We start from the raw sequence: 24174 nt of genomic DNA, 5'->3' as shown, positions 1-24174 counted from the left end.
TTGTAAAAATGTTTTATCAGAAATGAACATCCATAAAACAAAGACTCTTGTTTCTTAAGTAACAAAAGAATTACATAGAATCATCAAAGGGTATACATATTGAAACTTTTGTATAAGCACCTTCCTGAGAAAAAATCTGCAAACCATATTCTTTTCCGAAATACATCTTTATTCTCTGCTGAACATTATACAAAGCTCTTCCATGTTCTTTGTCATCCGAAATCTGTTCTTTTGAATTAATGCTTCTAATTAATTCATTAAGTTTTTCCTGACTCATGCCAATTCCCATATCAGATACTTCAATTATAACATTATTTTCTTCTTTAAAAACTTTTATGTAAATTGTAGTGTCCTCAGCCATTTCCTCGATACCATGATTTACGGAATTTTCAACAATTGGCTGCAAGGACATTTTAGGAATTTTGATACGTAAAAGTTCTGCCGGTACATTTAACGACAAAAAGATTTCGTAATCCTGTCTTAAATTCATTAAGCTTAAATAATTTTGTATGTTAAGAATTTCCTGTTTTAATTCTACCATTCCTGATGACCATTTCATACTATATCTAAACATATTTCCTAAAGTAGTAACTGCGTCACTGATTACATATTCTTCTTTTATTTCAGCCATCATTTTTATTGTTTCCAAAACATTATACATAAAATGTGCATTAATTTGGTTCTGCAGGGAACGTATCTCTGCATTTTTGGCAAGCAACTGTCTTTCAATATTCTCTTCATTTAATTTTTCCAGAGAATCTACCATTTTGTTAATTTGTTTACCTAACTCTGATATTTCATCATTACCCTTTTCAGTTAATTTAATGATGTTGCCATTTTTTATTTCACTTACTTCTTTTGTTAGGTTATTAAATCTTGAAAAAGAATTCTTTATTAAAATTGCCACAATAAAAATAAAGACAATCATTGATAGAAATACAACTATAAAATAAAGAAGCTGACTTTTATAATAGGAATTAACAATTTTCTTTGTGCCAACAACTCTAACATAAGTTCCACCTAAAGAATTAGAATATACTGTAGAAACTATTGATGTTTCACCATTAAATTTTCTTGTAATTGTATTATTTTTATCTGATTTACAAATTTGTTTAACTTCATTTATATTCTCATCTACTGTTTTCTTATTTTTATCTGAAGCATAGACTTCACCTTTATTTGAAATAAAACATGTAAATTCATTGTTATCGTTTTTGTCAAAGTCCAAAAATAAATTTTTTAATTCCGTAGACACTTCTACTACAGCAACCAATCTTCCTGTTTCATCAGTAACATTTTTTATAATAGCTGCCAGTCGTGTTTTACCGATTACTCCATACTTGTTTTCCTTAAAATCAAACACCCATTTATTATTTTCATAACTATTTGACCATTCCTGTTGCTGCAAACGGTTAAGTTTATAAAAACTTGGAGCTTTTTCAGTAACATTTGCATTGGCATAAACCTTAACATTATATATGTATGGATTAATATCTACCATTGCATCTATTGAGCCAATTTCATTTTTATAAAAATCTAATTTTTTAACACCTTTGTAATCCTGGTTATTTTGTACCTTCTGAATATATTCAAAAATTCTGTTTTTCTGCAAAACTAACTGTCTTACCAGATAGCAGGTTTCTTCAACATCTTTTAACTGAGCCGAAACATTATACATATTGTTTTTTTCGTCAGTTAATGCTACTTCTCTGGCATTATTCGAAATATTAAAAAACATAACAGATGTCCAAAGACAGGTACATACAAATAAGGCAACTACAATTATAAGTATTATTTTATTACATAATGAAATTCTTATTTTCTTATTCTTCATTTATCCAATCCTAATTTTTTTATGTTAATTTTCATCTGTTTCGTATACGCCTTTAAAACCTGTTCAAAGCCCATATTGTATCTTTTTTTCATAAACGTGTTGTATATACTGTCAAATTCTTTGTCACTATCTGCCAGTAATAATTTAGGAAGTGTTGCTCCCCACAAACCTTCAATTGAATTCTTTGTTTTTCCTATTTTTGTTGAATCATCAAATGTTATTGTATACTGCCCTACACAGGTAGTATATGGATACGTCCATTGCTTCAACTGGGTTACCGGATTATCCTCATCGTCTTTAATCCACTGTGCACCCATTGCATCGTTTTGCATCATCCAATAACATGAATCAGCACCATATTTTTTATCAAAAGTTGTTCTGTCTGAATATAGTAATTTTTTTACTTCTTTTTTCATTTCAGGCCGGCCTTCTTCATTATAATCCCAAGTTTTACCTTTTACACCCAGCCATGTCATTTTCTGACCTTCTTCACTAATCAAATAGGACAAAAGTTTAATAGCTTTATCAGGATTCTTGCAGTTTTTTGAAATTAATGTAACTGTCCAACCATTTACACTTGTACCCGGCAGTGTATAATCATCACCATTTAAATTTTTCGGGCCATCTACAGCTATGTAAATGCTATCAGGATTTTCTTTGTATAAAACTTTTTCCTGGTCAGCCATGTCAGTGTATTGATAAATCATACAAAAATACTGACCATTTAGTATTTTCTCTGACATTTGCGCTCTTGAATCAACAAAAATATCATCTTTTAACAAACCTTTACGGGCAAGACGATTATAGGTTTTAAGCCATGCAACATAACTTTCGTCTTTTAGTCTGTCAATGGCATTACCATTTTTGTCTGTATAAGGAACTGCAAGAAAATCTAAAAGATAATTGTCAAAAGAATCACAACCTATGTCATTAAACTGGGTACAGCCCACCGGTATCATTTCTTTTCCATCTACGGTAGGATACATTTTGGCAGCTTTCTCAACAGCTTTTTCAAACCCTTCAGGAGTTGTCATGTCTGGTGAACCAATTGCCTCATATATATCTTTTCTTACTAAAAAAGTCTCATTGGAAGCTAAATTATCGTACTTGCTGTAATCAGAAGGGGCACATGCAGAGTTTGGATATTTATATAAATGCCCATCATCGCTCTTATGCCAGCTCACAACTGCATCATCTACTACTTTCATAAAATATGTATCATATTTTTCTGACAGTTCATCTAAAGCATAAACCTTCCCTTCATTTATCATCTGATCAATTCCAGATTCCCACCAGCCTAACGTTATAAGGTCAGGCAAAGTATCACTGGAAATCATTGCATCTAATTTTTCGTTAGGATCACCTGTTGGTGTAACAAAAGATATGGAGCAACCTGTTTTTTCTGTGATAGCTTTTGAAACCATATTATTTCCCCAGTCACCTGAAAACCATGAAAAGTTAATATACCATGACAAATCAACTGTGGAGTTTTTTTTGACTTTTTTTCCACATCCAATAAATATTACACATATAATTACTGTCAAAAATAAATATGCTATTTTTTTTAATTTTCTCATAAGCAAATTCCTTTCCGTAACTTTTCTCTTTAGAAAAGACACTTTAATTATCATTTAGCTTCACTAAATATTTCATATAATGGCTGTTCCTGTTTCTTTCTTGTTATTTCCATTAAACCAAGTTTTGTAATATCAACAACACTACAACTTACATAATCTTTCTTAACTTCCTGCCTCATTACAGCTATAAGATTTCCGTTTTTTAATTCATCTGAACCAATAAAATCAACAATAATTGTTCCTGATATATTTCTAATTTGCAACTGTCTTGCAATTTCTTTTGCAGCCTCTTCATTAATTTTCTGTATTGTTTTATCTCTGTTTGATTTGAAATCAGCCTTACCTGTGTTAACGTCAATTACAGTCATCGCCTCAGTATGTTCTATTATCAGATAACCCCCTGATTTCAACCAGACATGCCTGTTTAAACTGTTTTGCAAATGTTTTTCCAAAGAATATTTATTAATAAGATTTATTTTCTTTTCGTCGTTAAAAGAAGCACAAATATCAGCTGCTTTCAAGCTTTCATATATCTGCTCAACATCTGTAATAACCATGCCATCTTTTTTTAATACAAAATCTTCAAGTACTTCCAACTGTTTATCTTTTTTGTAAACAAGGGTTTTAGCCTTTAAGAAATTAAATTTATTAACTGTTTGATTGTATATTTCAATAGCTTCATTTATATTATTTTCTAAATTCTTTAAGTCTTTGCTTTGGGCATTTGTTCTTAAAATAAAACCATATTCATCAGTACAGAAATGGGAGAAACTATTCTTGTACTGTTCTCTTAACAAACTGTCATCTATTTTTTTTGAAATGCTAAAATTATTGTTTCCAACAGTCAAAATAACACTACCAACAGAAATATTAAGTTTCCAGGTAAGAAGATAATCCTTAGTCTTAACCTTATCACCGGCTACCTGAACAAGAATTTTATCACCCTGTTTTATTTTATAAGGAAAATTTTTGAGAGATAAAAAACCTTTACTTTCTCCATCAATTTCCACAAAAGCCGCATTAAGATTTTTTACAATATCCTTAACGTAACCAACATAAATGTTTCCAACAAGAGATTTGTTTTCCAAATTATAAATTCTACTTAATTTATTTTCTTCAAATTGAAAACCTAATATTTTATTTCTTACTTTTGATACTACTAAAATATTACTCAATGTTTCCTCCAATTTCACTAAGAGAAACCAATTTATCATTTTCTAAACAATACATATCCAAACGCTCATATTGAACAAATTCCGGTAACTTAGCTCCTGTAAACTGTTCTAATGCACTCATTACCAAATCAGGTTTCAGGTTAGCCGCACTACCCTGAGATACTTTCATAAAAATACCATCTTCATTAAACTTCATTTCATGAATCATTGGCTTTATGTCTACTATTTTCTCACTTTTCTTTGTTTTCTTAAGAATGTTGATTTCATCCTGTGCATAAAAGTCATTAACCTGTTCTTCGGTAAATAAGTCTGTGTAAACAAAATAATCTGCTCCTGCCACAATTGACATGGCGTTTTTTGCACCCTCTGGTAACTCTTTATAACTTACAACTTTTACACCCTCTACATTTTTAGCATTGATGTTTTTAATCATTTCTTTACTTGAAAGAGAGCTGTTTACCTCAATATCAAAATACTCTCCTTTGCTAATTACGCCAACACTTAAAGGGGCAGCAAAAGACATTTTCTGATGTGGGGAAAAGCCTTCTGAATAACAAATGTCAACATTGGCACGTCTCATAACTTTTTGAAAATATCTAACCATATCCAAATGACCTATAAATTTCATTTGGCCCTGTTTTTCAAATCTAATTCTAATTTTCAAAACATACACCTCCTCCAAAACTTGCAGCTCCGCAACCTGAGCACTGCATTCTACAGTTCGGAGTTACCTTTTCATTTTGAGCATTGTGCCATTCGTTTAATAAAAATCTCTTTGTTACTCCTGTATCTATAAAATCCCAAGGGAATATTTCGTCATCGCTACGTTCTCTTGTAATATAGAAATCCATGTCTATATTAGTTTCTTCAATTGCCTCGTCCCAAATCTGTCTGTTGTGATACTCTGACCAGGCATCATAAATACCACCTTTTTCGTATACTCTCAAAAGAGTATTTGATAATTTTCTATCACCTCTTGCAAGTAAACCTTCCAAAATACTAATGTCAGATTCATGCCAGTGATATCTGATACTTTTTCTATTTAATAAAGTTTTCATTTTGTCATTTACTTTGTGAGCCTTATCTAAAAATGTTTTAGCTGTACACATTGGTGCCCACTGAAAAGGTGTAAATGGCTTTGGCACGAAAAATGAGGTACTTGCTGTAATCTGGCACTTTCCATGTCGTTCTTCTTTTGGAACTGTTTCATAATAAAGTTCAGCAATTTTTTCGCACAAATCCATGATACCATCTACATCATCATTTGTTTCCGTTGGCTGACCTAACATAAAGTATAATTTTACCTTATTCCAACCACCTATAAATGCCTGTTTACAGCCATTTAAAATATTTTCTTCTGTAAGACCTTTGTTGATTACATTTCTCATTCTCTGAGTTCCTGCTTCAGGTGCAAAAGTAATTGAACTCTTTTTCACATCCTGAACCTTACTCATAACATCAAGAGAAAAAGCATCAATTCTAAGAGAAGGTAAGGAAATATTTATTTTTTTCTTCTTACATTCTTCAATTAGGAAATCTATCAATTCCTTTAACTTGCTATAATCACTTGTACTAAGAGAACTTAATGATATTTCATCATGGCCTGTACTTTGTAACTGGGTAAGAGCAATTTCTTTTAATGTCTCAAGACTTTTTTCTCTTAAAGGCTTATACACCGAACCTGCCTGACAGAACCTACACTCTCTAATACAGCCTCTTTGAATTTCAAGAACACATCTGTCCTGAACAATTTTTGTAAAAGGTACTACAGGCTTATCAGGGTAGCATACATTATCAAAATCAAGAACAATATCTTTTTTTACTACATCCTGAATATTAGGATTATTGCATTTCATTTCTTTAATCGTTCCATCTTCATTATAAGAAACATCATAAAACATAGGCACATACATACATGGTATGTTTGCTGCTTTTTCAAGAAACTCTCTTCTTGTACCACCATTAGCTTTGTTTTCTTTATATAAATCAATTAAATGGTAATATTCTGTTTCACCTTCACCCATATAAAAGATATCAAAGAAATCTGCTATAGGCTCAGGATTATAAGTGCATGGCCCACCACCAATAACAATTGGATCATCTTCACTTCTATCAACTGACAAAAACGGTATATTGCTTAAGTCAAGTAACTGCAAAATATTTGTGTAACACATTTCGTACTGAAGAGTAATGCCTAAAAAGTCAAAATTCTTTACAGGTTCCTGAGACTCCAGTGCAAATAATGGTATGTGTTCCTCTCGCATGATTTTATCTAAATCAACCCATGGAGAATAAACTCTTTCGCAGTAAATATCATCACGTCTGTTTAATAAATCATATATAATCTGAATTCCTAAATGAGACATCCCAATTGTATAAACATCAGGAAATGCCATTGCGAATCGAACGTCTACTTTTTTAGGATCTTTTTTTATCATATTAACTTCTCCACCTATATACATAGATGGCTTTTCTATTTTCATTAGTATTTCATCACTAAGTGCTAATTTTCTCATTAAAACTCCTCTTAAATAGTTTATTATTTCCCCATCAAAATAAAATGACGAAATTTTTACACAAGTATTTATATTATAATACAGATTAAGTTTTTTCACAATTTATATGTAGTATTTTGCCATAAACTTTTTGCTGAAATATGGTATACTTATAAATATTAAAATATAGAGGAAAAAACAATGTATAAATACGAAACTCACTTACATACAAACGCTGCCAGTGCCTGTGCTTCTATTTCAGGCAGTGAAACAGCTATAGAATTTAAGAAATTAGGCTATACAGGTATATTTGTTACAGATCATTTTTTTAGAGGCAATTCTAATATCCCTCATAACTTTCCTTGGATTAATAGAATTAATATGTTTGCACAAGGTTACGAAGAAGCAAAAAAAACAGGCGATAAAATTGGTCTTCAGGTTTTCTTTGGTTGGGAAGAAACTTATGAAGGTCAGGATTTTCTAATTTACGGTTTAGATAAACAGTGGATGATTGAACACCCCGAAATGGAATATTGGACAATTAAAGAACAGTTTCAGGAGATAAATGATGCCGGCGGCATGGTAATTCATGCACATCCTTTTAGGGACAGACCTTATATACCTGAAATCAGATTATTTCCAAACTATGTAAACGGCGTAGAAATATTTAATGCTAAAAATAATCAGGACGAAAACGACCAGGCATACATGTACGCAAAAAAATATAATCTGCCAATGACTGCCGGGGCGGACAACCACCACATTCCTATTGTTAATTCTGGAATTGATGTTATGAAAAAATTTAACAGCGAAAAAGATTATGTGAATCTTATAAAAAATAATTTGCCAAAGGATTTGATTATATAAGAAATCACGAAGAAATTTCTTATTCCATAAATAAAAGGTCTAAACCCATTATTGTTTTACACAATTGATTTAGACCTTTTTATGTAGTATAAAATTTCCGTTACATGAAAATTTATTATTCATTTCTATCTTCTTGATAATTCTTTTGTAATTTCCTTCCAGTTTACTCCTTTTTCAGCCATAAGTACCATTACATGATATAAGAAATCAGATATTTCGTATTTTACTTCCTGTGGATCAGAATTCTTAGCAGCTATAACAATTTCTGTTGCTTCTTCTCCTACTTTCTTAAGAATCTTATCGATGCCCTTGTCAAATAAGTAATTAGTATAAGACCCTTCTTTTGGATTCTCTTTTCTATCCAAAATTACGTTAAATACATCTTCAAATACTTTCATTGGATTAGTATCGTCATATTCTTTTTTCACAAGATTATTAAAGAAACATGTATCTGCTCCTGTGTGACATGGCACACCAACCTGTCTTACTTTTGCAAGCATTGTGTCCAAATCGCAATCCATAGCAAGTTCCTTAACATACTGGTAATGACCTGATGTTTCACCCTTTACCCAAAGTTCATTACGGCTTCTGCTAAAATAAGTCATTTTGCCTGTTTCGATTGTGTTATTAAATGCCTCTTCATTCATATAAGCCAACATAAGAACCTTGTTAGTTTTATAATCCTGAACTACAACAGGAATCATACCGTCTGAATTTGTCTTAAAATCAGCAAACTTCATAGGACTTTCAAAAACATTAACCTTAATGCCCTTTTCCTTTAATTCTTTTTTATATTTCATAAAGTCAAAATCATTTACAAATGTCTCAGAGCAAACACCGTAACATTTATTGTCTGCTACAGCTTCAACATTGTTGCTTATATAGAGCACATCTTTCAATGACTCAATATTTTCTTTTGTAGTAATTACTAATGAAATTTTCTTCTCAATATCTTCTGACAAATTGTAATTTGAAATAAGCGCTATGTTATCGCTACCAAATCTGCTTGAAGCTTCTTCTAAAAGATGCATATCTGTATCAACATTTAGTACAGCCTTTTTAGCACCTGTATAAATGTATTTTTTTACATCTTCAAGTCTTTTAATATTGCCACCAACAAGCATTGGTATATCAACAGAGTCTGCAATATTAATCATGGCACTAATATTTGCTTCGTGTTCACTGTCATTTGAAGAAATGTCAAAAACAAGAAGTTCATCTGCTCCATTATTGTCATAAACAGTTGCTATTTCTACAGGATTACCTGTACCAATAACTTCCTTTGTATCTTTATTTACCACCTTACCTTCAAATAAATAAATTGAAGGAATTAAATTTATGTAATTCATTATAATGTTCCTTTCGTAGATAATACGTCTTTAATTCTGTCATCAAATAAAGTTGCCTGGTCAAGAGCTTTCGCAAAAGCTTTGTATATGCCTTCAATCATATGATGATTGTTGCCTGGTTCTAAAATATTAATATGTAAATTCATTCCTACCCCATAAGTAATTGCATGGAAAAATTCCTTAACCATTTCTGTATCAAAATCACCAACTTTATCTGTTGTAAATTCCCCCTTAAAAACAAGATATGGTCTGCCTGACAAATCAAGAGCACATAAAACCAATGACTCGTCCATTGGTAAAATCATGTTGCCATAACGCTTAATTGATTTCTTGTCTCCCAAAGCTTCTTTTATAGCCATACCAAGAGCGATACCTGTATCTTCAATTGTATGATGACAATCCACATACAAATCGCCATTGACCTTAACGTCTAAATCAAAGAAACCATGTTTTGCAAAACTTATAAGCATGTGGTCAAAGAAACCAATGCCTGTATGTATGTTTGATTTTCCACTACCGTCTAAATTAATGGAAATTTCTATTTGCGTTTCACTTGTATTACGAACACATTTACCTATTCTACTCATTTAATATTCCTTTCTGTTAAAACAAAAGTTAAATATCTCTAAAACAAGAGACTTATTTGATCATCTATTTAGTCATCAAATCTGACTTTAATTGAGTTTGCATGAGCTGTTAATCCTTCAGCCTTAGCAAATTTCTGAATATTCTGACTCATTGGCTCAAGTGCTTCTCTTGAGAATGAAATAATACTTGATTTCTTAATAAAATCATCAACACTAAGTGGTGAGAAGAATTTTGCTGTTCCATTTGTTGGTAAAACATGGTTTGGACCTGCAAAATAATCTCCCAAAGGTTCAGAACTGTATTCACCAAGGAACATGGCACCTGCATTTTTTACTCTTGTCATTGTATCGAACGGATTCTTTGTTAAAATTTCTAAATGTTCTGATGCTATTTCATTTGCTGCATCAATGGCATCATCCATAGTTTCAGCAACAAGAATATAACCATAATTTTCTAAAGATTTTTCCATGATTTCTGTTCTGCTAAGTTCTTTTACAAACTTGTCTACCCACTTTGAAACTTCATTAGCAAGTTCTTCACTTGTAGTAACTAAAATTGCTGATGCAAGTTCATCATGTTCAGCCTGTGAAAGTAAATCAGCAGCAACATATTTTGGATTAGCTGTTTCATCTGCTAAAACTAAAATCTCACTAGGACCTGCAATTGAGTCAATACTTACAAAGCCAAATACTGCTTTCTTTGCAAGAGCAACAAAAATATTACCAGGGCCAACAATTTTATCTACTTTCTTAATAGATTCAGTTCCGTAAGCTAAAGCACCAATAGCCTGTGCCCCACCAACTTTATAAATCTTATCAACGCCTGCTTCATTTGCAGCAATTAATGTGTTAGGATTAACTTTTCCATCTTTTCCAGGTGGTGTAACCATAACAATTTCTTCAACGCCTGCAACTTTTGCCGGTATAACGTTCATTAAAACAGATGATGGATAAGCTGCCTTGCCCCCCGGTACATAAACACCCACTCTTGCAATAGGTGTAACTTTCTGTCCAAGTAAAGAGCCATCAGGCTTTGAATCAAACCAGCTATATTGTTTTTGCTTTTCGTGATAAACTTTTATATTATTTAATGATTTTCTAATAATATCTACTAATTCTTTGTTTTCTAATGAATCATACGCTTCCTCTATTTCTTCTTTTGTAACCAAAATGTTTTCAGCGTTAATATCCGCACCGTCAAATTTCTTTGTGTAATCAAAAATAGCCTTATCGCCATTTTCTTTTACATTAGAAAGAATTTCATTTACGCTGTCTGCATACTGATCATAGTTGTTAGGACTTCTTTTTAATAAATCCTCTAAAATATTTTTCTTTGAATCTTCATTTAATTTTACAATTCTCATGTCTATCACCTTTCCCAAAAACAATAATATTTTTGCTATGTTGTATTTTAAACTGCAAATCCACTTAGTAATAAATTTTTAATTGTTGATTACTTCCTTTAAATCAGCAATTATTTTTCTAATTCGTTCATCTTCCATTTTCATGCTTACCTGATTAACTACCATTCTGGCTGATAATGGACAAACTTCTTCTAAAACACCTAAACCGTTTTCTTTTAGGGTTGTACCTGTTTCAACAATATCAACTATTACTTCTGACAAACCTACAATTGGTGCAAGCTCTACAGAACCGTTAAGTTTGATAATTTCTACAGTCTGATGTTTTTTATTATAAAAATAATCTTTGGCAATCTTTGTGTACTTTGAAGCCACACGAATCATACCGTGATTATTAAGCAATTCTCTTGCTGATTCAGGTCCGCATACACACATTTTACACTTTCCAAAGCCTAAATCCAATACTTCATATAATTTTCTGTCTTCTTCTAAAATTGTGTCCTTTCCAACAATACCAATGTCCGCCGCACCATATTCAACATAAGTAGGAACGTCACTTGCCTTTGCTAAAAAGAAACGTAATTTCAATTCTTCGTTAACAAAAATTAATTTTCTTGTTTTTTCATCTTTCATTTCTTCGCACTGGATACCTATTTTTTCAAACATTTCCATTGCTGTCTTTGCTAATCTGCCCTTTGCTAGAGCGAAAGTTAAATATCTCATTTTATCTCCTATAATCTTATGCCTTATTCGTTAATATATGTTACTTTTGTAGCACCATCCTCTGTCTTAAACTGCTTATATTCTTCTATGTCAATGTCTTTTTTCTTTAACATTAATTCAGTTTTGACACTTTTATCTCTTAATTCAGTTGCGTACACAAATGCTTTTTTTCTATATTTGGGTTCATAAATTACTACTTCATATTCGTAATCTGTTTTTTCGTTTTTACCACTGTGTGCAATAAGAATCTGGTCCATATAAATTGCAAAACCAATGGCTGATGCGTTTTTACCAAACTGTGCTAAAAGTTTATCATATCTTCCACCTGCAGCAATTGGTTCACCTGTTCCATAAGTAAAACCTTTAAAAATAATACCTGTGTAATAACCATAATTGCTAAGAGATGCTAAATCAAAACTAATATATTTTGTTACACCATATTCTTCTAATATAGCATATAATTTTTCTAATCTTCTAATTGCATCTAATGCTTTCTTATTAGTTGTTAAAGTCTTTGCTGTATTTAACACTTCTACTGAACCGAAAAGTTCAGGTAACTTTAACATAGCATTTTTTACTTCTCCAACTACAATATTTTCATCAAGAATTTCTTCTACACCAAAGTCGTTCTTATTAACAATCATTTCTCTTAATTTTTCTTCTGCTTCTTTATCAAGGCCGCTTTCTTCAATTAAACCATTGTAAAAATCTACATGACCGATTTCTACAAGAAATTCTTCAAGGCCTGAGGCTTTCAATGATTCAACAGCTAAGGCTATCATTTCAGCATCTGCTTCAACAGAATCATCATTAATTAATTCGCAGCCAAGCTGTGTGTTTTCTTTTAATTTTCCCTGAAGTTCAGAATTATTTACGTATGTATTTGCATTGTAACAAAGCTTAATTGGAACGTTCACGTCCATATAATATTTTGCTGCAAGTCTTGCAATTGAAGGAGTTATGTCAGGTCTTAAAACCAATGTATTACCTTCTCTGTCAAAGAACTTATACAAATTCTTTGAAGCAACAGAACCTCTTTCTTTATTAAAAATATCAAAAAATTCAAATGTAGGAGTTTGAATGTTATGATATCCATATAAATTAAATACCTTGTTAATATTATTTTCTATTGTTAATTTTACAGCACATTCTTTGCCATAAACATCTCTTACTCCAACAGGAGTATGTAATAATGCCTTACTCATAATTCCTCCAGTATATTTCCTTTTCACTTTAGCATTGTAAAGCGGTAATTCGTTACTATGTTAGTGAGTTGAATCAATTTTACAACAATCTATTTTTTATGTCAAGTTCGTTGTCTCTTATTTATTATTTATTATTTATATCTTACCGTTTATGTCATATTAACTGTCCATTATTAATTACCTTTAATAGATATTCCTTATTAACTATCTCTTAAAGATAAATCTCTTTGAATGCCTTCCAAATAATGTACAGGTGCTCCTGGTGCACTTTTTAGTTTAAACGCTTTATCAATTTCTTCAAATCTAAAACTTTTTCTACCACCATTTATGCTTCTCTCATAGAAAGCTTTAATTTTGGTAAATGGCAAATAATAAATTTCGTTTCTATGAGAATAAAACAAAATAATAAAAGATATGCCACCCTGTTTTTCAAAATCTTCCATAAACTTAACCTGATGCTCATGTATATTCATCATTGGAAAAGTATCAACCGCACACTCTTTAGCATCAAAACAAATTGGTATTCCCTGAACTGCTCCAATATAGTCAACTGTACTTTGCTTTTCAAAATAGGCTAAAGTAATATGTCTTGTTTGCTGATCTATTTTTACGGGCGTTATAGGTGTTGGTATTTTCTGAATTAAAGCAAGCTTTTTATCTCTATAATTTTCGTTTGTCATATTAATCATGTCTTCAAGGGTTGAACCTCTAAGACCTCTGGATGACCAGGTACCCATTCTTCTTCCTTTCCAATTGAAAATTGTTTAATTTAAATCAATGAAATTTGTGTATTCTTTCGGAGGCTTAGCCACAAAAATTTTGTCTGATAAATTCCTGCAACTACCCTCTACCTTTTCAAAAACCAACTGCCATGAATGTAACATTTGATTTTTTATACCATATGTTTCTTTGTATTTATCGTTAATCTCTTTTTTGCCATATTTGTAATCACCAATAATCGGATGATTAATTGAAGCCAAATGTGCTCTAATCTGATGTGGCTTGCCTGTAACAAGTTTTACTTTAAGAACTGTAATTCCAGCCTGTTTAAGTCCCTTCTTATATTCTAAAGGCTCATAAGCCGTTTCAATATAGTCACCATTATTTTCAGCCTGTGAAATTGTAACCTTGTTTGTTTTGCTATTCTTACTTAAATAACCTTTTATGGTCATGGACGAATCAACATATCCACTTACAACAGCTAAATAATACTTATCCATTGTACGTTCCTTGAACATTTTAGACATTATCTGTAATCCTTCCAATGACTTTCCGGCAACAATTAAACCACTTGTATTTCTGTCTAATCTGTTACAGACTGCCGGTTTAAAAGTTTCTAAGTTCTGCTCTGTTATCTGACCTGAATTTACTAAATAAGAAATAACGTATTCATTTAAAGACACATCGTTGTCATTTGCTTTTTGGCTTAACATTCCTGCCGGCTTATTTATGAATAAAACATTTTCATCTTCATATACAATATCTAACTTAACCGGCTTAACAATATTGGTTTTATGCTCACCTTTAAATTTTGCAATGGTGTCCTCAGCCATAAAAATTTTAACACAATCTTTTTCTTTTAGCTTATCTTTTCCATCAGATTTTTTCCCATTAAGAACTATATTTTTCTTTCTAAGCATTTTGTATATAAAACTACTTGGAGCTTCCTTAAAATACTTAAAAAGAAATTTATCGAATCTCTGTCCTGCCTGATTTTTTTCTATAATAATTTCTTTCATTTAAATTCCTTATTTTTATATTCTAATCTTATACATTGCTATTTTTAATTAAACCTATCTGCCATATATCTCATATTATGATTTGCATTTCAGCTAAACCTTTTATGAAACAACTTTAATTGTTTAATTATCCTTATGTTTTAGTAAAAAATTAATTTCATCTTTACTTAATTCTCTATATTCTCCCGATGCCAAATCATCATCTAAAACCAGCGGTCCCATTTCCAAACGTTTTAAGTAAGTAACCCCTAGGCCGAAATGCTTAAACATTCTCTTTACCTGATGATATTTTCCCTCTGTTATTGTAACATAAGCTTTATTTTCATCTATGATTTCAAGGAGTGCCGGCTTTGTATTGTTCTTTAAGCCAATATCAAATCCATTCTTGAATTCAGCAATATATTCTTTTCTTATTTCTCCATCTGTTTCCACATAATATTTTTTTGAAACATGCTTGTTAGGAGAAAGTAGACAATGGGATAATTCCCCATCATTTGTTATAAGCAATAAGCCTTCTGTATCTTTGTCTAATCTACCAACCGGAAACAAACCCTTCTTAGGCTGGACATCCATAATATCAATAACCGTTGTATATTGAAAATCTGACACAGCAGTAACTACGTCCTTTGGTTTGTTTAACATATAATAATAAAATCTATGATAATTCAAATCCAAACCATCTAAATTTACAACGTCTTCTTCCTCATTTATATGAGTTTCCGGTTTATTTACCGTAATATTATTTACTTTTACTTTGCCTTTTTTTATTAATTCTTTTGCCTGACTTCGTGAGCCAATTCCAAGTGTGGTTAAATATTTATCTAATCTCATAAAACACCAAAATGCGCTAAGCTTTATGCCTAGCGCTTATTTACCTTGTTATATAATTCAACAATTTTATTGCTTTGTTCCTTTGTAATTTTGATTTTAGGAGAATTGTCATCTGTTGTATTTTTATTTTCAACAATTAAACATGTACAGTTCTTTTCAGGTGTATGTGTGTGAAAAGTTCCTTTCTTAACATTGTACAATTTCAATGGTTCTAATTTAATGGCTTCTATTTCTCCAATCTCATTACCATTTCCACCAAGAAATAATGTAAAATCCCCTTCTAAAACAACAAAAATTTCATCTGTTTCATTATGCTTTTGCATATTATCAATTCTATCTGGTTCAAGTTCATCAATATATCTTAATTCAGCGACTCTCCAACTTTCAAAATCGATTAATGGTAAATAGCCTTCACCATTAAAACTTGAAACCTCCAATGTGTCATTAAACATGTTTTCCTTCTTCATATAAAATTTTCTCCTATATCCTTAATTTCAAAAATTATAAATTAAATTTCTGCAATAACTTCTACTTCACATAAAACATTCTTTGGTAAAGTCTTTACAGCAACACAACTTCTTGCAGGTTTTCCTGTAAAATACTCTCCATAAATTTCGTTAAATGCTCCAAAATCATCCATGTTATCTAAAAAGCAAACAGTCTTTACAGCATTTTCATAAGTTGCTCCAGCTTCTTTCAAAATAGCTCCAAGGTTCTTCATAACCTGTTCTGTCTGTTCTTCAATTGTTGTTCCAACAATTTCACCTGTTGCAGGATCAAGTGCAATCTGACCTGATGTAAATAATAAATTTCCTGTCTTTACAGCCTGTGAATATGGTCCAATAGCTGCAGGTGCATTATTAGTATTTAATTTTTCCATTATAAATTACCTTCTTTCTTTTAAACTAATAGTATTTTACACTTTATATTAATTTATATCAAGACACATACTGAATTAATATAAATTTTTATGCATATATAAACATATTATTCAAATGTTTTATGACCATACTATGGCATTTATTTAATTTTTTAAGCTTTGTGACATTTCTTTTCAATAATTTGCATAAAGTATACAATTTTCCAAATATTTCAAAATATAATATGGATTTACGCTTAATTCCTCATAATTATCAGTTTTAATATATATGCCAAAATGCAAATGGACATCGAACTTGCCTTCTGTGCCAATACTTCCATAACCGGTATTACCCATATAGCCCAGCAATGTTCCGGCTTTTACCACAGCTCCTTTTTTTATATTTGAATAACAGGACAAGTGTGCATAATAAAAATAACCGCCATTAGTGCTTCTAATTCCTACCCTGTAGCCGCCTTTTGGTAGCCACCCTATATTTTCCACAATTCCATCTGTAGAACTTATTATGGGATAAAAACCTGATACATTATTTTCTGCCATAATATCGCAACCTTCATGTTTATATTTTCCCATAAAATTTCTGTTTTCACCAAAGCCGTTCTCATAGCCAACCCAGTAATTTGTATTTCTGCCTTTTGCTACCGGAAAATATTTTAAATCATTGTATATTGCAGAGAAAGCTTTTAATAATTTATAATATTCCTCTTTGTTATTAAAAACAAATTGCTTGCTTATTCTTTTAATATTATTTCCATCTACTTGCGTTTTTCTCAAAGAATAATCATTCAGTAAATAATTAGCTGTTATAAATTCGCTAAAATCTCTATTACTGTTTAATGAATTTTCCTTTAACTCCTTTAAGACTTTTTCATTTATGTAAGGATTCCTAAATTTATTACTTTCTACAATATTCTTTTCTATAGTAAAGGATTTACTAAGTATTTTGTTGTAAACTAATACATTTCCAATAGCAAAAACTATCACTAACACAACAATGTTTATTTTGTTAATTTTCATACTCATAAAACTATCCAAACCTAAAAAGAACACTCACATATTAATATATGCAAGTGTTCCTTAAAACTATATTATTTTGAGCTTCCTGTTTGAAGTCTGTAATATGTTCCTTTTTGTTCCATTAATTCATCGTGACTACCACGTTCAATAATTCTTCCCTGTTCAAGTACCATAATACAATCACTGTTCTTTATGGTTGAAAGTCTGTGGGCAATAACAAATGTTGTACGACCTTCCATTAAGGCATCCATACCCTCTTGTACAATTCTTTCAGTTCTTGTATCAATACTTGATGTAGCTTCATCTAAAATTAATGCAGGTGGGTTAGCAACAGCTGCTCTTGCAATAGCAAGTAACTGTCTTTGACCTTGTGAAAGGTTTCCACCATCACCTTTAATTAAAGTATTGTAGCCTTCAGGTAATCTTCTAATAAAACTATCGGCATTAGCTAATTTTGCAGCAGCTATTACTTCTTCATCAGTTGCATCTAACTTACCGTATCTGATGTTTTCCATAATTGTTCCTGTAAACAAATGTGTATCCTGTAAAACAATACCAAGGGAACGTCTTAAATCATCTTTTTTGATTTTATTAATATTGATTCCATCATATCTGATTTTTCCATCCTGTATGTCATAGAATCTGTTAATAAGGTTTGTAATAGTTGTTTTTCCAGCACCTGTTGAGCCTACAAAAGCAAGTTTCTGGCCAGGTTTTGCATATAATTTAACGTCATGTAAAACAATCTTGTCATCGTTATATCCAAAATCAACTCCATCAAATACAACTTCCCCCTTCATTTCCTTATAGGTTGTTGTATTATCTTCCTTATGGTAATGCTTCCAAGCCCACATACCTGTACGTTCCTTACATTCAACGATTTCGCCGTTTTCTTTTTTACAACGTACTAATGTAACATAACCGTCATCAACTTCGGGTTCTTCTGTAAGAAGTTTAAATATTCTATCAGCACCTGCTAATGCCATAACAATACTGTTCATCTGCATTGTAACCTGATTAATTGGTTGGGCAAACTGCTTATTATATTGCAGGAAACTTACCAAAGCTCCCGGAGATAAAGTAAAGCCCATAAATCCGTTAATTGCAATAACAGCACCAAAACATGCACATAAAACATAACTTAAGTTACCAAGCTGTGCATTACAAGGTCCTATTACATTTGCAAATTTATTTGCATTATTAGCTGAATGATAAAGCTTATTATTGATTTCATCAAATTCTTCTATTGCCTCATCTTCATGACAGAAAACTTTTACAACTTTCTGACCTGCCATCATTTCTTCAATATAACCATTTACAGCACCTAAGTCCTTCTGCTGTGCCAGGAAAAATCTGCCTGAAAGACTTGTAAGCTTCTTTGATACAAACATCATTAAAGCCACCATAATAATTGTAAGTATTGTAAGTGGAAAGCTTAATGAAATCATGGCAATAATCACACTTACTACTGTAATAACACTGTTAATAATCTGTGGCAAAGACTGACTTACCATCTGTCTTAATGTATCAATATCATTTGTATACATTGACATAATGTCCCCATGTGCATGTGTGTCAAAATATTTAATTGGAAGTGACTGCATGTGGTTAAACATTTCTATTCTTAAGTCTTTTAATGTTCCCTGTGTAACGAAAACCATTATTTCAGACTGTGCAAAGGTTGCTATAATACCAATACCATAAAAAACACCAACTCTACCCATGGCACCAAGAAGTGGTCCAAAGTCATTACTGCCTTTTGTTATCATTGGTAAAATGTATTGGTCTATTAAAGCCTTCATAAACCATGTTCCCTGAACATTTGCCAAAACGTTTGTAACAATACATATAAGAACAATAATTAAATGTGGTGCATAATGCTTACCCATAAACTTTAATATCTGGCCCATTATTCTAAATGGATGATCAATTTTCTGTCTAGGTCCCATCTGATGTTTTCCAGGACCCTTAACTGTTTTTGCCTGTGCCATTACATTTCACCTCCATTCTTGTCAAAATCACCACTATCGTTTGTCTGCTGTAAATAAACTTCTCTATAAATTTCGTTATTATCTTTTAGATAATCATGTGTGCCTATTTCGTTTATTTTTCCATCGTCCATAACAATGATTCTGTCTGCATCCTGAACTGATGAAATTCTCTGTGCAATAATAATTTTTGTTGTGTCAGGAATTTCTTCCCTAAAAGCTTTTCTGATTTTTGCATCTGTAACTGTATCAACAGCACTTGTTGAGTCATCCAAAATCAAAATCTTTGGATTCTTTAGTAATGCTCTGGCAATACATAGACGCTGCTTTTGACCACCTGAAACATTGGTACCTCCCTGTTCAATATGTGTATTATATTTATCAGGCATTCTTTCAATAAATTCATCTGCACATGCCAATTTACAGGCTCTAACACACTCTTCATCTGTTGCCTCAGGATTTCCCCATCTAAGGTTATCAAGAATACTTCCTGTAAATAAAACATTGCTCTGTAGCACAACACTAACTTCCTGTCTTACAGTTTCCAAATCGTAAGATCTAACATCTTTTCCACCAATGCTAACGTAACTTTCGATTGGTTCTTCACCATCTTTTACCGCCTGCTCTTCAATGTCATATAATCTACTGATTAAGTTTACCAAACTTGACTTAGCACTACCTGTACCACCAATAATACCTATTGTTTCACCTGACTTAATTTTAACATTAATATTTTCAAGTATTGGTTTTTCGCTTTTACTGTTATATCTAAATGTTACATTCTTAAATTCAATACTTCCGTCAGGTACATCAAAGTCAGGGTCTTCCGGATTTGTAATGTCAGGCTTTTCATTTAACACTTCTGCAATACGTTTTGCACTTGCCATAGACATTGTAATCATTACGAATACCATTGATAACATCATAAGACTCATAAGAATGTTCATACAATAAGCAAGCATTGATGTTAAGTTACCTGTTGTAAGACCAAGTGCTGCGTTATTACCACTTGCCACTATCATGTGTGCTCCAACCCAGCTGATTAACAATATACATGTATATACTGTTGTCATCATTACCGGATTGTTTAAAGCAACAATGCCTTCAGCTTTTACAAACATTTTGTAAATAGCTTCGCTGGCTTTTCCAAATTTTTTCTTTTCATGGTCCTCTCTAACGTACGCCTTAACAACTCTCATGGCTGTTACATTTTCCTGAACGCTTTCATTTAAGGCATCGTATTTCTTAAATACCTGATTAAAATATTTAAAAGCGAACTTAATAATTAATGCACAAATACAACCTAAAATAATAACAGCAATTAAGTATATAGATGCTAATTGTGGGGATACCGTTAATGCCATAATCATGGCAACAATCAAACTAAATGGGGCTCTAACAGCCATTCTAAGTATCATCTGATAAGCATTCTGCATATTTGTTACATCAGTTGTAAGTCTTGTAACCAAACCTGCTGTGCTGAACTTATCAATATTAGAAAAGCTAAAAGTCTGTATGTTTTCAAACATTGCTTTTCTTAGGTTTCTTGCGAAGCCGGCTGAAGCATTAGCTCCAAATACACCACCAAGGTATCCGGAAATTAAACCTGCAATTGCAAGGACAACCATTATACATGCTGTTCTGTAAATACTGTTTAAATCACCTGAACCAATTGAATCAATAATTGTTGCCATCAAAAGTGGTATAAAGTTTTCAACAATTACTTCTGCTAACATGGCAATAGGTGTAAGAATGGATACCAGTTTAAATTCTTTAATCTGTTTTCCTAATGTCTTTAACATTTTAATCTATCCTCCTACTTAAATTCTTCATATAAAAATTTACTTCCTAATTGTTTTATGGAAACATTTTAAATCTTCTTCGTTAAGCTGACTGTCATCTAATAAATTGGCATACAATCTTTCAAGAAAGTTTTCCAATTTGTTTTTTTCATCATCACTGAAACCCTTAACCAGGATTTCTTCTGTTTTAGATTTATATAAATCTAACTTTTCCTTAATACCGTATGCTTCTTTCGTAACATAAATATTTTTGAATTTCTTGTTATCCTCATCTATTTTAATGTCAATTAAATTTTTGTCCTCCATTCTATTTAAAATTCCTGACATGGTAGAATGCTTAACTTCAAATTCCTGACACAAACATTTCTGTGTTACTTTCTGGTCGGGATGATGTAATAAATACATTAATACATGCATCTGACTGTTAGTTAATCCACTCTTTTCTAAATTGCGGTCCATACGCAATTTAAATAACCTATCAATACGTTTAATCTGATGACCTAAATCCTCCATAAAAATTCTCCTTAACATAATAAAAGAGCTACGATATGTAGCACGCTACACATCTTAACTCTTTTTAATATTATAGTCAATATATTTTTTTATTTTTTAGTTAAATAATATAACAACCTATAAATAGATTATAAATCAAACTATTTATATACAGGCACTTGTATTAAGGATTAAATCAATCTGTTCTCTTGTGTTTTCTTCTGAATATGAATTGTCAATAAATTCATCTGCCCCTTTATTATATTCTTCATCTGCCGGCTGACTTTCAATAACACTGATACACTTTTCTTTAGAGTAACCTCTTGTCTGCATTAGTCGTTTAATTCTTGTATCCCTGTTACAAAAAACAAACCAAAGTTCGTCACAATATTGTTCAACTCCGGAACCTAATAAAATTGCTGACTCTACAACTATAATTCTTTTTTTGGATGACTTAATTCTTGAGATAATTTCCTTAACAGCTCCCGGGTGGGTAATACTGTTTAATTTTTCAAGTTGTTCCTTGTCATTAAAAACAATCTCCGCAAGTTTTTTGCTATCAATCTTATTATCAACTATGACTTCAGGAAATGTTTTCACAATTTCATTGTATACATCATTTCCGGGAAGCATAACCTCTTTTGCCACCTTATCTGCTTCAATTATGTTTGCCTCATAGTTATTTTCCAAATAGTTAAGTACTGTTGACTTACCTGAGCCAACGCCTCCCATTACACCAATAATCATTTTTATATCCTTCGTTATCTTTTATATTTTAATGAGCTTCATCCCAATTATTTCCTACTTCTGCTTCAACAAGAAGTGGTACTTCAAGATTTGCTGCCTGAGACATTTCATTTATTAAAATATCTTTTACCTGTTCCACTTCTTCCTTTTTTGCCTCGATTAAAAGTTCATCGTGAACCTGTAGAACAATTCTTGATACTAAATTGTTATTTTTTAAGGCTTTGTCCACATTAATCATGGCAATTTTCATAATATCTGCAGCAGTTCCCTGAATTGGAGCATTCATTGCTACTCTTTCACCAAACTGTCTTCTCATAAAATTAGACTCTTTTAATTCAGGAATAGGTCTTTTTCTGCCAAACATTGTAACAGAATAACCTTTTTCTTTTGCACTGTTTACAGAATTATCTAAGAACTGCTTAATGCCCGGATAACTTTCAAAATAATTGTTAATGTACTGCTGTGCTTCTTTTTTGCTAATTGATAAATCCTGACTTAATCCAAAAGAACTTATGCCATAAACAATTCCGAAGTTTACAGCTTTTGCATTACTTCTTTGTGTTTTAGTAACTTCTTCAATTGGCACACCAAAAACAAGTGAAGCTGTAGCAGCATGTATATCTTTTGAATGTTTATAGGCATTAATCAAATTAGCATCACCTGACATATGGGCTAAAATTCTAAGTTCAATCTGAGAATAATCGGCATCTACAAATACGCACCCTTCTTTTGGAACAAAAACTTTTCTTAGCTGTCTGCCAATTTCTGTTCTAACAGGAATATTTTGTAAATTAGGTTCTGTACTGCTGATTCTTCCTGTTGCAGTAATTGTCTGGTTAAATTTTCCGTATATTCTGCTGTCATCTTTTATAAAAACACTTAATCCATCTGCGTAAGTAGATTTCAACTTAGTTAATTGTCTATACTCCAATACATCTTTAACAAATGGATAATCCGGTTCTAATTTTTCCAAAACAGAAGCTGATGTGGAATAACCTGTTTTTGTTTTCTTACCACCTGGTAATCCCATTTCTCCAAAAAGTATTTCACCTAGCTGTTTTGGTGAATTAATGTTAAATTCGTGACCGGCACTTTCGTAGATTTTCTTTTCTAAATCAGCAATTTTGATACCAAGTTCATCGCCATATTTCTTTAAGGCCTCACCATCAACTTTTATACCAATGTTCTCCATGTTAAATAAAGCAATTGATAAAGGTTTCTCGATGTTATTGTATACAGCCTCCATTTCCAATTCTTTTAATTTCTCCTGAACAGGCTGAAAACCTTTATAGAAAATAAATGCGTTATAGCAGGCATATCTCATTTGATTTTCAACTATTTCAATAGATGGTGTTTCCTTCTTTTTTGTCTTTGGAAAAATTTCCTCATAAGTTGGAACTGTCATTGAAAGATAGTCCCTTGCAACATCATCATAATTATAAGAATGACCATTTGGATTAATTAAATATTGCATTAAACCTAAATCTTCAAGATTTACATATTTT

General features: G+C 31.6%; 22 protein-coding genes. 1 reads left to right on the top strand and 21 read right to left on the bottom strand.

Going from position 1 to position 24174, the window contains the following annotated elements:
• Positions 1–70: 70 nt before the first annotated feature.
• Genes ACZM4J_RS10305 through ACZM4J_RS10285 form a run of 5 tightly spaced genes read right to left on the bottom strand, consistent with a single transcriptional unit; the run spans position 71 to position 7102 of the window.
• Positions 71–1834 carry a sensor histidine kinase gene (locus tag ACZM4J_RS10305; protein WP_428244657.1) on the bottom strand — a complete coding sequence of 588 codons (1764 nt, stop codon included), beginning with the start codon at positions 1832–1834 and terminating at the stop codon, positions 71–73.
• On the bottom strand, positions 1831–3411 hold the full coding sequence (locus ACZM4J_RS10300) for an extracellular solute-binding protein (RefSeq protein ID WP_489486085.1): 1581 nt from the start codon (positions 3409–3411) through the stop codon (positions 1831–1833). Before ACZM4J_RS10300 ends, ACZM4J_RS10305 begins: the two co-directional genes overlap by 4 nt.
• A gap of 50 nt (positions 3412–3461) precedes the next feature.
• Complete coding sequence (locus tag ACZM4J_RS10295; protein WP_428244656.1) at positions 3462–4586, bottom strand: ribonuclease E/G; 1125 nt, start codon at positions 4584–4586, stop codon at positions 3462–3464.
• Positions 4579–5259 (bottom strand): TIGR03936 family radical SAM-associated protein, encoded by a 681-nt coding sequence (locus ACZM4J_RS10290; protein ID WP_489486090.1) that lies wholly within the window; start codon positions 5257–5259, stop codon positions 4579–4581. The genes ACZM4J_RS10295 and ACZM4J_RS10290 overlap by 8 nt, the downstream gene beginning before the upstream one ends.
• Entirely contained in the window at positions 5240–7102 is a 1863-nt protein-coding gene (locus ACZM4J_RS10285) for a TIGR03960 family B12-binding radical SAM protein (RefSeq protein ID WP_022164625.1), read from the bottom strand. Before ACZM4J_RS10285 ends, ACZM4J_RS10290 begins: the two co-directional genes overlap by 20 nt.
• 180 nt (positions 7103–7282) lie before the next feature.
• Here ACZM4J_RS10285 and ACZM4J_RS10280 point away from each other — a divergent pair, with 180 nt between their 5' ends.
• Positions 7283–7948, top strand: coding sequence for a PHP-associated domain-containing protein (locus ACZM4J_RS10280; RefSeq protein WP_022166122.1), 666 nt, complete (start codon positions 7283–7285; stop codon positions 7946–7948).
• 125 nt (positions 7949–8073) lie between these two features.
• Here ACZM4J_RS10280 and hisIE read toward each other — a convergent pair whose 3' ends face one another.
• The 16 genes from hisIE to polA form a co-directional block, all read right to left on the bottom strand.
• Positions 8074–9297 carry a bifunctional phosphoribosyl-AMP cyclohydrolase/phosphoribosyl-ATP diphosphatase HisIE gene (gene hisIE / locus ACZM4J_RS10275; protein WP_022166123.1) on the bottom strand — a complete coding sequence of 408 codons (1224 nt, stop codon included), beginning with the start codon at positions 9295–9297 and terminating at the stop codon, positions 8074–8076.
• Positions 9297–9884 (bottom strand): imidazoleglycerol-phosphate dehydratase HisB, encoded by a 588-nt coding sequence (gene hisB / locus ACZM4J_RS10270; RefSeq protein WP_022166124.1) that lies wholly within the window; start codon positions 9882–9884, stop codon positions 9297–9299. Before hisB ends, hisIE begins: the two co-directional genes overlap by 1 nt.
• Positions 9885–9952: 68 nt before the next feature.
• Positions 9953–11248 (bottom strand): histidinol dehydrogenase, encoded by a 1296-nt coding sequence (hisD, locus tag ACZM4J_RS10265; RefSeq protein WP_428244655.1) that lies wholly within the window; start codon positions 11246–11248, stop codon positions 9953–9955.
• 78 nt (positions 11249–11326) lie between these two features.
• The gene (hisG, locus tag ACZM4J_RS10260) at positions 11327–11968 is read right to left on the bottom strand and encodes an ATP phosphoribosyltransferase (RefSeq protein WP_022166126.1); all 642 of its coding nucleotides are present in this window, start codon (positions 11966–11968) and stop codon (positions 11327–11329) included.
• Between the two features lie 23 nt (positions 11969–11991).
• Entirely contained in the window at positions 11992–13173 is a 1182-nt protein-coding gene (hisZ, locus tag ACZM4J_RS10255) for an ATP phosphoribosyltransferase regulatory subunit (protein ID WP_428244654.1), read from the bottom strand.
• Between the two features lie 200 nt (positions 13174–13373).
• Positions 13374–13910 (bottom strand): Holliday junction resolvase RecU, encoded by a 537-nt coding sequence (locus tag ACZM4J_RS10250; RefSeq protein ID WP_302689798.1) that lies wholly within the window; start codon positions 13908–13910, stop codon positions 13374–13376.
• A 27-nt stretch (positions 13911–13937) separates the two neighbouring features.
• Complete coding sequence (locus ACZM4J_RS10245) at positions 13938–14912, bottom strand: RluA family pseudouridine synthase (protein ID WP_428244653.1); 975 nt, start codon at positions 14910–14912, stop codon at positions 13938–13940.
• A 123-nt stretch (positions 14913–15035) separates the two neighbouring features.
• Positions 15036–15743 carry a pseudouridine synthase gene (locus ACZM4J_RS10240; protein ID WP_022166129.1) on the bottom strand — a complete coding sequence of 236 codons (708 nt, stop codon included), beginning with the start codon at positions 15741–15743 and terminating at the stop codon, positions 15036–15038.
• A gap of 29 nt (positions 15744–15772) precedes the next feature.
• Positions 15773–16210, bottom strand: coding sequence for a cupin domain-containing protein (locus ACZM4J_RS10235; protein WP_022166130.1), 438 nt, complete (start codon positions 16208–16210; stop codon positions 15773–15775).
• 41 nt (positions 16211–16251) lie between these two features.
• Entirely contained in the window at positions 16252–16623 is a 372-nt protein-coding gene (locus tag ACZM4J_RS10230; protein ID WP_022166131.1) for a RidA family protein, read from the bottom strand.
• A gap of 174 nt (positions 16624–16797) precedes the next feature.
• Positions 16798–17646 carry a M23 family metallopeptidase gene (locus tag ACZM4J_RS10225; RefSeq protein WP_412622090.1) on the bottom strand — a complete coding sequence of 283 codons (849 nt, stop codon included), beginning with the start codon at positions 17644–17646 and terminating at the stop codon, positions 16798–16800.
• A 65-nt stretch (positions 17647–17711) separates the two neighbouring features.
• The gene (locus ACZM4J_RS10220) at positions 17712–19631 is read right to left on the bottom strand and encodes an ABC transporter ATP-binding protein (protein ID WP_428244652.1); all 1920 of its coding nucleotides are present in this window, start codon (positions 19629–19631) and stop codon (positions 17712–17714) included.
• The gene (locus ACZM4J_RS10215) at positions 19631–21430 is read right to left on the bottom strand and encodes an ABC transporter ATP-binding protein (RefSeq protein ID WP_022166134.1); all 1800 of its coding nucleotides are present in this window, start codon (positions 21428–21430) and stop codon (positions 19631–19633) included. The genes ACZM4J_RS10220 and ACZM4J_RS10215 overlap by 1 nt, the downstream gene beginning before the upstream one ends.
• A gap of 39 nt (positions 21431–21469) precedes the next feature.
• On the bottom strand, positions 21470–21943 hold the full coding sequence (locus ACZM4J_RS10210) for a MarR family winged helix-turn-helix transcriptional regulator (RefSeq protein ID WP_022166135.1): 474 nt from the start codon (positions 21941–21943) through the stop codon (positions 21470–21472).
• A 144-nt stretch (positions 21944–22087) separates the two neighbouring features.
• Positions 22088–22669 carry a dephospho-CoA kinase gene (gene coaE, locus ACZM4J_RS10205; RefSeq protein WP_428244651.1) on the bottom strand — a complete coding sequence of 194 codons (582 nt, stop codon included), beginning with the start codon at positions 22667–22669 and terminating at the stop codon, positions 22088–22090.
• A 28-nt stretch (positions 22670–22697) separates the two neighbouring features.
• Positions 22698–24174: DNA polymerase I (gene polA / locus ACZM4J_RS10200; RefSeq protein WP_489486081.1), on the bottom strand; the 1477-nt coding region annotated here is incomplete at its 5' end.

Source organism: Eubacterium sp., assembly GCF_057858645.1.
Note: the sequence above shows the minus strand (reverse complement) of the source record. Positions and strands in the feature narration are given on the sequence as shown.